Source organism: Streptomyces sp. NPDC018045 (assembly GCF_044327445.1).
Lineage (GTDB): Bacteria > Actinomycetota > Actinomycetes > Streptomycetales > Streptomycetaceae > Streptomyces.
On the sequence record NZ_JBIRFL010000020.1, the window covers coordinates 102,896 to 116,807 of the forward strand.

Genomic DNA, 13,912 nt, shown 5'->3' on the forward strand with positions numbered 1-13,912 from the left:
GGGGGCGCGCCGTGCGCTAACGCCGTACCCGCGGCATTCCCAGGCCGATCCAGGCGATGATCTCGCGTTGGATCTCGTTGTTGCCGCCGCCGAACGTGAAGATGACCGAGGAGCGGTAGCCGCGTTCCAGTTCGCCGTGCAGGACCGCGCCGGCCGAGCCGTCCTTGAGAGGGCCCGCCGCGCCCACCACCTCCATCAGCCAGGCGTACGCGTCGCGGCGCGCCTCCGAGCAGTAGACCTTGGCCGCGGAGGCGTCCTGGGGGGCGAGCGTGCCGTGCTGGAGGGCGTCGACCATCTGCCAGTTCAGCAGCTTCATGGCGTCCAGCCTGGTGTGTGTACGGGCCAGCCGGCCGCGTACCCAGCCGAGGTCGATGACCCGCCGGCCGTCGGCCAGCTTCGTTCCGGCGGCCCAGCGCTGTACGTCGTGCAGGGCGCGGACGGCCATCGTGCCGTGCGCCGCGAGGGTCACCCGTTCGTGGTTGAGCTGGTTGGTGATGATGCGCCAGCCCTGGTTCTCCTCGCCGACGCGGCGGGTGAGGGGGACCCGGATGTTCTCGTAGTAACTGGCGGTGGTGTCGTGCGAGGCGAGGGTGTTGATGCGGGTGCAGGAGTAGCCGGGGTCGGAGGTCGGCACGAGGAGCAGGCTGATGCCCTTGTGGGGCGGCACACCGTCCTCGACGGGGGCGGTGCGTACGGCGAGCCAGACCCAGTCGGCCGTGTCGCCGTTGGTGGTCCAGATCTTCTGTCCGTCGACGAGGTAGGCGTCACCGTCGCGTACGGCCCGGGTCTTCAGCGACGCCAGGTCCGTGCCCGCTTCCGGTTCGCTGTACCCGATCGCGAAGTCGATCTCCCCGGAGAGGATCTTCGGCAGGAAGTACGCCTTCTGCTCGTCCGTGCCGTACCGCATGATGGTCGGCCCGACGGTGTTCAGCGCCATCAGCGGCAGCGGCACGCCCGCCTGCGCGGCCTCGTCGAAGAAGATGAACTGCTCCATCGGTGTCAGGCCCCGGCCGCCGTACTCCTCGGGCCAGCCGACCCCCAGCCACCCGTCCGCCCCGAGCCGCCGGATCGTCTCACGGTAGAACCGTTTCTGCGGGCTCGGGCCCCGCGTCGCGGGCGCTTCCCCCGGTGCGTCCGGTGCGGCGGCGTCGGGGCCGTGGAATCGCGCGTACGCGTCGTCGGGGACCAAGGCGGCGAAGTACTCCCGCAGTTCGGACCGCAGCCGCTGCTGTTCCGGGGTGTATTCGAGGTGCACGGCCCCTCCTGGTCTGACCGGCCCGGCTCACGCGGTGACACGTACGCGTACGCGCCCGGGCGCACGGCGGGCGCGGCGCGGACGGTGGGCACGGTGGGCGCGGCGTGGCGCGGTGGGCATTTCTGACGGGCCGTCGGGTAATGGGTCGTGGGCACAGTAGAACGTGTTCCATTGATACGGAAGGGTGCGGGCGGCTGTGGCGGGCGGAGAGGGGCACGGCGTTGACGTCTCGGCCCCGGCCCGGTCCCGGCCCGGATCTTGCCCGTCCCCGCTCCGGCCCCGGCCCGCCCCGGTCACCTCAGCAGCTTGAGGAAGTCGACTTGCCCCGTCCCGGGGTACCGGTTGTCGACGACGGGTTCGGACGACGTGTGCTCAAGGCCGGGGTCGTCGTCCGGGGCTTCGTTCCCCTGCTTGTTGCCGGGCAGATCGGCACTGCCGCAGTGGTTGAGCGGACTGCCGAAAGGAATCTGCCCGAGCAGACCGGCGACGCTCCCGGTGCCGTCCCCGGCGTCCCCCCGCGCGTCCATCCGCGGGCCGTTCATGCAGGTGTTGTTGTGGGACGGGGACCCGATGACGATGAGCCCGCCGGCCGACGCGGGGGCCGCACCGACGAACGCTGCCGCTACTGCTGCGGCCATGACCGCAAGGGTAGGGACTGTCCTTTGACTTGTCATGGTCAGAGAACGACGACCCGCACAGCAGGTCATCACCGCTACTCCAACCGGCCCCTCGCGAGCGCCGCCCCCTCCCCCGCTCCCCGGCGGACGCCTCGGCGCCTCCATGGCCGGCCCCGGCACGGGGCATCGGCACTCGCTACAGCGGCTGCGGCAGGAGGCGCAGGGCCAGCGGCCGGGTGAGCGGGCTGTGGGACAGCCGGATCGCGGCACGGCGGACCCGCGCGACCTGGCGGTTGGCAGGCAGGAACAGGTGCTGCATACGGCGCGCCCGGTCGGCGTGGTGGCGGGCCGTGGGACGGGTCCGCCGTTCCCATGCGGCGACCGCCCGGACGAGCGGGCGCCCGTCACGTACGGCGACCTCGTCCGCGAGATTCGCGGCGGCCTCCACGGCCAGGCAGGCACCGTACGCCGAGTACAGGCTCAGGCTCCACGCCGCGTCGCCCAGCAGGGCCACGCGGCGGTCCGTCCACCGCGGCATCCGGATCTGGCTGACCTGGTCGAAGTGGACGGCCCCGGCGGCTTCGGCCGCGTCGAGCAGGCCGGGCATCAGCGGGCCCGGGTGGTCGCCGAAGACCCGGCGCAGTACGGCGGCCGACGACTGCCTCAGCTCGGCCCCCGGGTCGTCGCTGCGGTACAGGAAGTACGCGACCGGCCCGCAGTCCCGGAACCCGGCCACCCACGCGGCGCGCCCCGCGTCGGGCATGACGGCGGTGTCCCCCGTGGCCAGCCCCGGCAGCGACCGCCCGACCATGCAGGCGGCGACGACATGGCCGAAGTCGTAGCGGTAGGCCCGCTCGGGTCCGAAGGCCAGCCGGCGTACCGCCGAGTGGCTGCCGTCCGCACCGATGAGCAGATCGGAGCGGATCTCGGTGGCGTCGTCGAGGGTGGTCAGCACGTGGTCGGGGGCCTGGCTGACGCGTACCGGGGTGCGGCCGTACCGTATCGGGACGTCGTCGGGCAGACGGTCGTGGAGCGCGGCCTCGATGTCACTGCGCAGCAGCGTCAGGGAGCGGCGGCGCGCGTCGGCGGGCAGGCGCATGCCCGGCAGCGTGCGCCCGCGGCGGTCGATCTCGAACCACCGGCTGTCCGGGCCGAGCCGGTCCCGCAGGTCGTCGGCCACGCCCAGGCGGCGGGCCGCCCGGTAGCCGTCACCACGGAAGAAGACCAGGTAACCACCTCTGCGTCGGGCCGGGGCCCGTTCAACGATCGTCGCGTCCCAGCCGACAGCGCGCAGCGCCAAGGCCGCGGCCGTACCGGCTATGCCGGCACCGACGATGAGGGCATGCGGGCGTGCGGAGGGAACAGGCATCGAGCTGGGGTCCTCCGGGGGGCGGTGGGGCGGGGAGGGCGGGCGGCGTGGCGGATCGTTTGGGTGGTTTGGGCGGGCCGGCGGGTCCGGGTGGTCCGGGTGGTCCGGGTGGTCCGGGCAACTGTTGTGGTACGGACCGGTGGCCGCGTTCCTCAGTTCGCGCGGAACTCGGCGTGGCCGGCCGTGAGCACCGACTGCCGGCCGGAAGCCGCGCGCGCCGACGACGTATCAGGGAATGACGTATCAGGGGACGGCACATCGGTGCCGGGGTCGGCCGCCGTATCCGCCCGGTCCGCCGGGGTCGCCCGCGCGGCGGCGGTGTCGACCAGGGAGCGCAGCGCCGTGGTGAACTCCGAGGGCACGGCCAGCCGGTCGAGCAGATCGTGGGCCCGCCGGAGCAGGCCGTCGCGCACCGCGAGCGTCGCGGCCTGCACGGCGGGGTCCAGGAGCATCGCCCTGATCTCCGCCCGCCCGTCGGGGCTGTCGGCCGCCTCCCGCACGAGCCGGAGGGCCCGCTGCCGTTCCTCGCCGGAGAGCTGCCGCAGGGCGCACACCAGACGGTAGGTGGCGGTGCCGTTGCGGATGTCCTCCTCGCGCTCGTCCCGCAGTTCCTCCTCGTCGTTGCGGAACTGCAGCAGCGTGCCGACCGCGTGCCCGAAGGTGCGCCACGCGTCGACCGCGGCGTCGTCACAGCCGGCGATCCGCGCGGTCATGCCGCAGGCCATGGCGTACGCGGAGCCGCTCTTGTGCTCGTACGTCGTCAGCACGGCCTGCGGGTCGGCCGTCGCCGCGGTGTTGAACAGGTCCCTTATCTGCCCGTCGTTGGTCAGGGTCCAGCCGTCGAGGTAGTCGCTGACCAGGCGCTCGCGCAGGGCGGCCGGGAGGTCGAGGGCGGCGAGGGCCCGCAACGGCAGCCCGTGGCCGCATTCGAGTGCGGCCATCAGTGCGGGCCCGGTGCCGATGCCGTACATCGCGGGCCCCGCGTCCCCGTCCGCGATGTCGTCGAAGGCGTTGGCCGCCCGCCACCACAGCGCGTGCGCGGCGGCGACGGGCACGGCGGGCTCCGGGACGCCGGTGATGGCCGCGTGGGTCAGCAGCGGCAGCGCGGTCTCGTTCCGTTCGTGGCGGCCCTGGTCGATCACCGTCCGCACGGTGATACGCAGCGGCCCGCAGGCGTCGGGGTAGTCGTCCAACTGCCGGTCGATGAAGGCGGAGACTTCGGGCAGCAGTCGGGCGATCACATCATCGGCCCGTGCCGTCGTGCTGGACATGCGTACCTCCGGTGAGACGCTTGCTGAAGGTGCTGCTCCGTCAACTGGGCTGGTCCGGTCCGGCATTCGACTACCCGCGCGCTTCGGGCCCATGCGTGTCGGTGAGTGACCGGGACGGGTACGGGCGAGGTGGCGGGGCGGGGGATGCGTACAGGTGGGGGCGGTACGTGGGGGCTGAGGGACTAACCGGGGAGCCGGAGAGCCAGTGCCGCGGCGCAGGCGGAGAGGGCGGCGATGGCGATTGAGGTGAGGGCGAAGGCGGGGGCTGAGGCGGTTCCGGAGTCGGTCAGGCCGTAGTAGATGAGCCCCAGGAGGCAGACGCCGACCGCGGCGGCTGTCTGCTGGACGGTGGAGACCACGCCGGAGGCCGAGCCCGCGAAACGTTCCGGCGCGGTACGCAGGGTCGCGGTGAGGGCCGGAGTGATGAACAGACCCTGGCCCGCGCCGATGACGGCGAGCGAGCACAGCAGCCAGCCCGGGTGCTGGGACAGGGCGCTGCCGGCGGCTGCCGCGTACCCGAAGGCGGCCGTGGCACCGCCCCGGACGAGCAAATGCCTCGAACTCACCTTCCGCAGCCGCGGGACGAGCAGTGACAGCACGGCGAAGAGACCGGCCAGGGGCAGCATCGCGCTGCCCGCTTCCATCGGCGCCCAGCCGAGGCCCTGTTGCAGATGCAGCCCGAGGACGAGGAAGAAGGCGTTCAGGCCGCTGTTGAACAGGGCGATCAGCAGCAGGCCGGTGGGAAAGCGGCCCGTCAGGAGGGCGGGCGGCAGCAGTGGGGCCCGGTCCCGGCGCTGGGCCCGGCGTTCGTGGCGGGCGAAGGCGGCGCCCGCCGGTACGGAGAGGACCAGGCACACCCAGATCCACCAGGGCCAGCCCAGGTCCCGGCCGAACGCGGGCGGTACGGAGAAGGCCGCCAGCGCGACGGCGCCGAGCAGCAGCCCGGCGCCGTCCAGGCCCATCCGCCGGCGGCCACCCCGTACGGCCACGAAGGGCAGCGCGCACAGTGCCGCCAGCCCGATCGGCACGTTCACCCAGAACACCGAGCGCCAGCCCAGGCCGAACAGGTCGGCGCCGATGAGCCAGCCCCCCAGCAACTGCCCGGACACCGCTCCCAGCCCCATGACGACTCCCGTCGCGGCGAAGGCCGCCCGCTGCTCGCGTTCCCCGAACAGGGTGCGGGCGGCGCTGTAGACCTGCGGTACGAGGAGCGCCGTACCCGCTCCCTGGACCAGCCGGGCCGTGACGAGCGCCGCGGCGGTGGGCGCCAGCGCGCACCCCACCGAGGCGAGGACGAACACGGCCATGCCCGCGGCGAAGACACGGAAGATGCCGTATCTGTCGCCCAGGCGTCCGCCCGTGATCAGGCCCAGTGCGTAGACGAGCTGGTAGCCGGCCAGGACCATTTGCTGCTGGCCGGCGCCGGCACCGAGGTCACGGGAGAAGGACGGGACGGCCACCACGACGATGAACACGTCCAGGTTGGCCAGCAGCGTCCCGCACAGCATGACCGCGAGCGCGGTCCAGCGCCGCGCGTCGGGCATGGGTGTGGGGACGGATGTGGGGGCGGACGCGGGCGGGGCTGGCTCCGGTGGGAGCGGTCCCGTTCCGGGCCCCTGCGTCGCGGGGCTTCCCGTCCAAGCCCCCTCCGTGGCGGACGGTCCGGTTCCTTCCGGTCCGGTTCCTTCCGGTCCGGTTCCTTCCGGTCCGGTTCCTTCCGGTCCGGTTCCTTCCGTCCCGTGCGCTTCCTTCGCGGACGGTCCGGTCCCCTCCGTTCCGGTCCCCTCCTTCGCGGACGGTCCGGTCGTCGATGATCGCTCCGTCATGCTCCCAGCCTGGTCCATCGCACCGGGGAAACAGCGGATCTCGCCGCCCCGGCTCCGTCTACCCGCGCGAACCGGGAGCAGTCGGGGTGGGACGACGATGGCGGGCCGGACAGGGGGGCGGCTGCCCGCGCCCCCTCGGCCGGCCGGGCCGTCCCTCGCCCCCGCCCGGTCAGTCCGTCGCTTCCGCCAGACGCCGCAGCAGGGGTTCGATCTTTGCGAGTTGGCGGATCTCGTCGGGGCGCAGCGAGCCGAGGCGCTTGGAGAGCACCTCGGCCTCGCGGCGTGCGACGTCGGCGAGCGCGGTGGCACCGCGTCCGGTGGCCAGGACGCGGCTGGCCCGTCCGTCCGTGGGGTCGGGTTCGCGGCGGATCAGCCCGGCGGCCTCCAGCCCCAGTACGGCCGCGGTGGCGGTCGGCTGGGAGCAAGGGACCCAGGCCGCGATCTCGCCGATCCGGGAGGGGCCACGCTGCGTCAGCATGGCCAGGACGGCGAACTGTGTCGGCTGGATGCCGCCCGCGGCGGCGGCCCTGCGCAGGCTGCGGGTCAGTCGGTGCAGGGAGATCACCAGTTGGAGTGCCGCATCGTCACCGATTGTCATCGCTCAGCCCATCGCGCCGCCCGGTTCGGGTCAGGAAAGAGTAAGGCGCGGCTGGTACATGTCCAACCACAGGGCCAGATCCAGCGTCTTCTCCAGGCCCTTCCGGGACGCCTGGGTGACCTGCGGCGCGGCGTGCTCGACGGCCCGCTTGAGCCAGTCGCGGTCGACGATCTCGAAGACCGGGTGCGAGGAGCGCGCCAGCAGGTCCTTGGCGTGCTGTTGGAGCGCGACCGCGTACTTGGGGTCCTGCGTCGACGGGTACGGGCTCTTGACCCGGTCGTACACCGACCGCGGCAGCACATCGGCGGTGGCCTCGCGCAGCAGGCTCTTCTCGCGGCCGTCGAAGGACTTCAGAGCCCACGGCGTGTTGTAGACGTACTCGACCAGCCGGTGGTCGCAGAACGGCACCCGTACCTCCAGGCCGACGGCCATGCTCGCGCGGTCCTTGCGGTCGAGCAGAATGCGCACGAACCGGGTCAGGTGCAGGTAGCAGATCGTGCGCATCCGGTATTCGAAGTCGCTCTCCCCGTCGAGCCGCTGCACGTCCTTGACCGCGGTCCGGTAGCCGTCCTGTACGTACGAGCGCAGGTCGAGGGAGTCGGCGAGCGCGGGGACGAGGATGTCGCCGTCGTCGCCGAAGTGCTCGGCGACGCGGACGAGCCACGGGAAGGTGTCGGCCCGGCGCGCCTCCTCGTCGAAGAACTGCTTGTAGCCGCCGAACACCTCGTCCGCCGACTCTCCGGAGAGGGCGACGGTCGAGTGCTGCCGGATCGCCTTGAAGAGCAGGTAGAGCGAGGTGTCCATGTCACCGAAGCCCATGGGTATGTCGCGGGCCCGGATGACTTTCGCGCGCACCTCGGGGTCGGCCAGGGCGTCCGAGTCCAGGACGATGTCCTGGTGGTCGGTGCCGGAGAGGCGGGCCACGTCGTGGACGTACGGCGTGTCGGGGGTGGCGCGCAGTTCGTCGGCCACGAAGTGTTCGGTCTGGCCGACGAAGTCGACGGCGAAGCTGCGGACGGTCTCCCCCACCGCGCCCAGTTGGCGGGCGGCCAGCGCGGTCATGGCGGAGGAGTCGAGGCCGCCGGAGAGCAGGGTGCACCGGGGGACGTCGGAGATGAGCTGGCGGCGGACGATGTCGTCGAGCAGCGTACGGACGTGGGCCACGGAGGCGTCCCGGTCGTCCTCGTGGGCGCGGGTCTCCAGCGACCAGTACACGTGCCGGCGCAGGCCGCCGCGGTCGACGGTGACGACCGTGCCGGGTTCGACCTCGTGCATGCCGTCCCACACGGCGTGGCCGGGTGTCTTGACGAAGGCGAAGAGTTCGCGGACGCCGTCGAGGCCGATGCCGCGCTCGGCGAGCGGGTTGGCGAGGATCGCCTTGGGCTCGGAGCCGAACAGTACGCCGTCGGGCGTCTCGTAGTAATAGAACGGCTTGATGCCCATCCGGTCGCGGATCATGACGAGCCGTTGGCGCTGCTGGTCCCAGACGGCGAACGCGTACATGCCGTTGAGCCGCTCGGCGACCGCCTCGCCCCATTCGAGGTAGCCGCGCAGCACGACCTCGGTGTCGGATTCGGTGGCGAACCGGTGTCCCCGGGAGGCGAGTTCCTCGCGCAGCTCGTGGAAGTTGTATGCCTCGCCCGAGTAGACGATGGCCACCGGGCTGCCGTCCGCCTTCTGCGCGGTCATCGGCTGGCGTCCGCCCGGCAGGTCGATGATCGCGAGGCGGCGGTGGCCGAGGGCGGCCGGGCCCTGCACCCACGTGCCACGGTCGTCGGGCCCTCGGCAGGCCATCGTCTCCGTCATCGCGTCGACGGTCTCCCGCTCGGAACGCAGGTCACGATCGAAGGAAATCCAGCCGGTGATGCCACACATGCCATGTCCTCCTGTGTCCGACCGCGAGGCGGTTCCGCCGGGCAGCGGAGCCGTGCGCGGGCACGGCGATGTCCGGCGGCTCGACGCCCTCGCGGGTCAGTTGTATCGAGCACCTATATAACGAGGGTGTTCCTCGCGTGCCGCACCGTCAACCTGGCCGTAACACAGGCCGATCCGCTCAACGCGCGGCGGGCTGGAGGCGTTTGACGGCCCGGCGGGGCGCTGAACTGCGGGTTCGGCGGGTGGGGCGAGGTGAGCGCGGGGCGACGAGGGCGCGGTGGATGGGCGGCCGCTTACGACAACGTGGGGAAGGCTTTACCCGGGGCGTGCCCGTCAGCCGGGGGGGCCGGGGGCCGGGGCGCGCCCATCGGGGGGGTGGGGAGGCGCGCCCATCGGCGGCTGGTGGGTGGGGCGGGGAGGCCGGAGGCGCACCCATCGGGGGGCGAGGGCCGGAGGCGCACCCGTCGGCGGCCGGTGGGTGGGGCGGGAGGCCGGAGGCGCGCCCCGGCCGCCGCGAACGCGCGACCCCGGCGCGGCACTGCGCGCCCCGAACCGCCACGCACACCCGGCCCCGGCGCTGCGCCGCGAACACCCCCGAACGCCGCGAACACCCGGCCCCGGCGCAGCGCCGAGGTCGCGCGTGTTGCCGCCGCCCGCGCCCGCCGTCCGCTCGAAGTCCGCCCGGTTGACGTGACCGAGCAGTTCCCCGAGCAGGCGCTGGACGTACGGGTCGTGGGTTTCCCGCGAGTAGTCGTGCAGCAGTTGCCGGTCCTGTGCCGTCGAGTCGTCCGTCACGATGCCCTCCGCTCGGTGTGGCCTGGGGTGCGGTGGGCGGCCGCGCCGGCGTGCGGTGCCGGCGTGCGGTGCCGCTGCCGTCGCACCGCACCGGTGGCGCGGTGACGCGTGCTTGCGCGCCAGTCTGCTGGGTCCCGACCGCCCCGCGGTGTACGTGAATCCGTCTCACCGCCTGCCTCTGCCCCACCCCCGGCCCCAGCTCCACCGACCCCGGCTCCGGCTCCGGCTCCGGCGGTGCCCGCTTCCCCGGCCCCCGCTTCCGCCGGGGCCCGGCTCCCCCGTGTCCCGGCCGGAACCGGCTCCCCGGCGACTGGCGGTGGTCAGACGCCCGTACTGCCGTCGATGCGCTCCCGTATGAGGTCGGCGTGACCGCAGTGGCGGGCGTATTCGGCGATCATGTGGGAGTAGATCCAGCGCAAACTGACCTGGCTGCCCCGGAACAGGCCGGTGTCCTCCAGCGCGTGGGCGGCGCCGTTCTCCCGGGCGTGCTCCATCTCGGCCTGCCATATGAGGCGGGACTTGGCGTACGTGGCGTCCTCGGCGAGCGCGAACCCGCGGTCGGCGGGCCTGATGTCGGGGTCGGTGCTGAAGATCGGCGGGATGTCCGCCCCGTCCAGAACCCTGCGGAACCAGTGTCGCTCGACCTCCGCCATGTGCTGGACGAGGCCGAGCAGGGTGAGCGGCGAGGGCTCCGCCGACGCCTCGCGGAGCTGCTCCTCCGTCAGGCCGTCGCACTTCTGGGCGAGGGTGGTGCGGTAGAAGTCAAGCCAACCCTCCAAGGTGGCCCGCTCATCGGCCAGCATGGGAGGGAAAGCGCGTTCAGGTGTGGTCATGTCCGTCATCGTGACACGAGGGTCTGACAACGCCGCCGAGCCGGTCATCCGAGCAGGTCGAACAAGGTGAGCGGGACGGGCCGGCCGGGCTGGTCTCACGGCGGGCGGCCGGACAGAGCGGGCAGGCCGGGCCGGAGCGTCCTGGCACGGGCCGGTCATGAACCCGTACCGGCTGCCGTACCCGCCTCCTCAGCCCCGGTGACGTCCGAGGCGCAACGCGATCCGGGGGCGGCGGCCGCCCCGGCCTTCGTTCGCGGCCACCCAGCCCGCCGCCTCGCTACAGGGACGACACGCGGCGAAGACCCAGCGTTAGCGCGCGTACCAGCCGGTTTCAGTCACTCACCGAGGACGGCAGCGGCATTTCGGTCCACACGGTCTTGCCGTCCCGGGTGTGGCGGGCGCCCCAGCGGTCCGTGAGTTGGGCGACCAGGAGGAGACCGCGCCCGCCCTCGTCCGTGCTGTGCGCGCGTCTGAGATGCGGGGCGGTGCTGCTGGGGTCGGAGACCTCGCAGATCAGTGAACGGTCGCGGATGAGCCGCAGGGTGATCGGGGTGCCGCCGTACCGGTAGGCGTTGGTGACCAGCTCGCTCACCACCAGCTCGGCGGTGAACGCCAGCTCCTCCAGGCCCCATGAGGTCAGCTTCTCGGCCGTCAGTTCGCGCGCCTCCGCCGCGGCGGTCGGTTCGGCGGGCAGTTCCCACGAGGCGACGCTCTCCGGAGGCAGCGCGCGCGTACGGGCGAGGAGCAGCGCGACATCGTCCCGTGGGTGGACGGGCAACAGCGCGTCGACCGCCGCCTTGCAGCAGTCCTCCAGGCGGCGGGCGGGCCGCTCCAGTGCTTCGCGCAGCAGCGCCAGCCCCTCGTCGAGGTCCCGGCTGCGCACCTCCAGCAGACCGTCGGTGTAGAGGGCCAGCAGGCTGCCCTCGGCGAGTTCGAGTTCGACGGACTCGAACGGCAGGCCGCCCAGCCCGAGCGGCGGTCCCGCGGGCAGGTCGGGCAGGCTCATCCGCCCGTCGGGGTCCACCACGGCGGGCGGTACGTGGCCCGCGCGGGCGATGGTGCAGCGGCGGGACACCGGGTCGTACACCGCGTACAGGCAGGTCGCACCGATGACTTGCGGGCTCTGCGGGCCGCCGCCGGCCGTCTCCTGCTCCTCGGCGAGCCGGTTGACGAGGTCGTCCAGGCGGGAGAGCACTTCGTCGGGCGCGAGGTCGAGGCTGGCCAGGGTGTGCACCGCCGTACGCAGCCGGCCCATCGTGGCGGCGGCGTGCAGCCCGTGGCCGACCACGTCGCCGACGACCAGGGCGACGCGGGCGCTGGAGACGGGGATGACATCGAACCAGTCGCCCCCGACACCCGCCGCGGGGTCGGCGGGGAGGTAGCGGTGGGCGACCTCGACGGCCAGTTGTTCGGGCAGCTCGCGCGGCAGCAGGCTGCGTTGCAGGGTCAGTGCCCCGTGGTGCTCCTGGGTGTAGCGGCGGGCGTTGTCGATGCAGATGGCGGCGCGGGAGACGAACTCCTGGGCCAGTACGAGGTCGTCCTGCTCGAACGCCTGCGGCCGTTCCGCCCGCCACAGGCTCACCAGACCGAGCACCAGGCCGCGGGCGGCCAGCGGCACGACGATCAGCGAGTGGGCGCCCAGGCGCAGGGCCCGCTGCGAGCGTTCGGGGTCCTGGATGTACCAGCCGGGGCTGTGTTCCAGATCCGGTTCGAGGATCGGCTGCTGCGCGGTGAGGCACCGGGCCTGCGGCGTCCCCGGAGCGAAGCGGAACACCTCGCCCACCGGGTACATCACGTCCAGCCCTTCCGGTACGGCGGAGCGTACGGCCGTACGGTGCACCGGCACGTACGCTCCCCGGGTGGGGTCCTGGCCACGGGTGACCGGCTCCAGCAGGTCCACCGAGACCGCGTCGGCGAGGTCGGGGACCGCGACCTCGGCGAGTTCCCGCGCGGTCTGGGCCACGTCCAGCGTGGTCCCGATGCGCGCGCTCGCCCGGTTGAGGACCGCGAGCCGGTGCTGAGCGCGGTGCCGGTCGGTGACGTCTTCCACCATTTGGGTGACGCCGAGCACCGCGCCGGAGGCGTTCCGCATCCGGAACGCGGACACGGACACCACCCGTTCGTGGCCGGGATCGGCGCGCAGCCGGCACGACTGCTCGGTGAAGATCAGCGGCTCGCCGGTCTCCAGCACCCTGCGCAGCCGCTCCTCGATGGTGGCCACGTCCGGGTCGACGAGGAAGTCCGCCATCCGCAGGCCCCGGTGTGCCGCGGCGGGGCGCCGGCTGATGCCCGCGATGGCCCGGTTGATGCGCAGGATGCTCAGGTCGGGGGCGTGCACGGCCAGCCCGATCGGGGAACGCCGGAACAGGCCGTCCAGGACCGAGCGGTCGATCTCCCACTGGACGACCTCCGCGGCCGGCGCGGCGACGACGAACCACTCGTACCGGGCGTCGCCCCGCGTGACGGGGCGGATCCGCACCCCCAGCTCGACGCGCCGCCCGTCGCGGTGCCGCACCGGCAGGATGCCGGACCAGCCCGTTTCGCGCCGGGCCACCGCGACGGCTTCCGGTGCGGCGGCCCGGCCGTCCTCATGGAGCAGGAACGCGTCCGCCCGCTGCCCGAGCACCTCCGGCGCCGGATAGCCGAGCAGGGTCTCGGCACGCCCGCTCCAGCCCACGACGGTGCCCTCGTCGTCGAGCACCGCCGAGGCGGCCCGGCTCAGCGCGAACGGGTCCTCCGGCCGCTCGGTGAACTCCGGCACCGGTGCGTCCATCGCTTCACCCTTCGACTCGCCGACCGGGCCCTGCGCCGTCATCCCTACGGCGACTCCCCAGGGTGACCCCGAGATCATGGATTGAGCAGCTACGCCCAGTATCGTTTCGGCCCGCCCGCCCCGCGCCCCGGGCGGGGCGCGGGGCACCGGTTCACTCGGCCGAGTGGGTGGGCGAAGGTGCTGCGCGGAGGCGGCAGAGGCCGAACACCCGGGGACGACGCGCAAAGCCGAGCCGTGGTCCGACGGCGGGAACAAGCGATGGACGGGTACAGGATGCCCGTCCGCGCGGGAAGCGTCGTCACCGCGCGGCGCGTCGACGACAGCGCGCCGGGGCCCTGCCGTTCGACGGCAGGGCCCCGGTCCGGTGGCCGATCGGGCGCTGTGCGCCCGTAGGGCGGTTACGCGGCGGGCAGGACCGTCTCGGCCTGGACCGGCGGGTCGCAGAGTACGGAGTCGTCCTCGACCCGGGCGCCCGGCAGCCGGTGCCGGGCCGCCACCAGGGCGGTGTCGACGTCCCGGGTACCCGTGGAGACGCACAGGGTGTAGGCGACGTCGTCCATCCGCTGCCGGACCTCCGGGCTCCCGTCCGCCGCGTTGAGTACGCGCAGCGTCTCGTACTGCTCGACCAGGTCACGCAGTACAGCAGGGTGAGCCAGCAACATCAGGGGGCCTCCTCGTTCGCCACCGTCCAATAACAACT

The 13,912-nt window shown here is 73.1% G+C and carries 10 protein-coding genes; all 10 read right to left on the minus strand.

Going from position 1 to position 13,912, the window contains the following annotated elements:
* Positions 1-16 precede the first annotated feature (16 nt).
* The gene (locus ACH4EB_RS30160) at positions 17-1,255 is read right to left on the minus strand and encodes an acyl-CoA dehydrogenase family protein (RefSeq protein ID WP_398351132.1); all 1,239 of its coding nucleotides are present in this window, start codon (positions 1,253-1,255) and stop codon (positions 17-19) included.
* Positions 1,256-1,548: 293 nt separating this feature from the next.
* Positions 1,549-1,893, minus strand: a complete 345-nt coding sequence (locus ACH4EB_RS30165; RefSeq protein ID WP_398351134.1) for a hypothetical protein — start codon at positions 1,891-1,893, stop codon at positions 1,549-1,551.
* A 175-nt stretch (positions 1,894-2,068) separates the two neighbouring features.
* A complete protein-coding gene (locus tag ACH4EB_RS30170) occupies positions 2,069-3,241 on the minus strand; it encodes an FAD-dependent monooxygenase (protein ID WP_398351135.1) in 1,173 nt (390 codons plus the stop codon).
* A gap of 152 nt (positions 3,242-3,393) precedes the next feature.
* On the minus strand, positions 3,394-4,512 hold the full coding sequence (locus tag ACH4EB_RS30175) for a polyprenyl synthetase family protein (RefSeq protein ID WP_398351136.1): 1,119 nt from the start codon (positions 4,510-4,512) through the stop codon (positions 3,394-3,396).
* A 182-nt stretch (positions 4,513-4,694) separates the two neighbouring features.
* Positions 4,695-6,056 (minus strand): MFS transporter, encoded by a 1,362-nt coding sequence (locus tag ACH4EB_RS30180; RefSeq protein ID WP_398351138.1) that lies wholly within the window; start codon positions 6,054-6,056, stop codon positions 4,695-4,697.
* A 451-nt stretch (positions 6,057-6,507) separates the two neighbouring features.
* Positions 6,508-6,936, minus strand: coding sequence for a MarR family winged helix-turn-helix transcriptional regulator (locus tag ACH4EB_RS30185; RefSeq protein ID WP_398351140.1), 429 nt, complete (start codon positions 6,934-6,936; stop codon positions 6,508-6,510).
* Positions 6,937-6,966: 30 nt separating this feature from the next.
* Positions 6,967-8,811 (minus strand): asparagine synthase (glutamine-hydrolyzing), encoded by a 1,845-nt coding sequence (gene asnB, locus ACH4EB_RS30190; protein WP_398351142.1) that lies wholly within the window; start codon positions 8,809-8,811, stop codon positions 6,967-6,969.
* A 1,115-nt stretch (positions 8,812-9,926) separates the two neighbouring features.
* The gene (locus tag ACH4EB_RS30195) at positions 9,927-10,439 is read right to left on the minus strand and encodes a DinB family protein (protein WP_398351144.1); all 513 of its coding nucleotides are present in this window, start codon (positions 10,437-10,439) and stop codon (positions 9,927-9,929) included.
* A 331-nt stretch (positions 10,440-10,770) separates the two neighbouring features.
* A complete protein-coding gene (locus ACH4EB_RS30200; RefSeq protein ID WP_398351177.1) occupies positions 10,771-13,212 on the minus strand; it encodes a SpoIIE family protein phosphatase in 2,442 nt (813 codons plus the stop codon).
* A gap of 398 nt (positions 13,213-13,610) precedes the next feature.
* A complete protein-coding gene (locus ACH4EB_RS30205) occupies positions 13,611-13,874 on the minus strand; it encodes a DUF5133 domain-containing protein (protein WP_398351146.1) in 264 nt (87 codons plus the stop codon).
* Positions 13,875-13,912 lie beyond the last annotated feature (38 nt).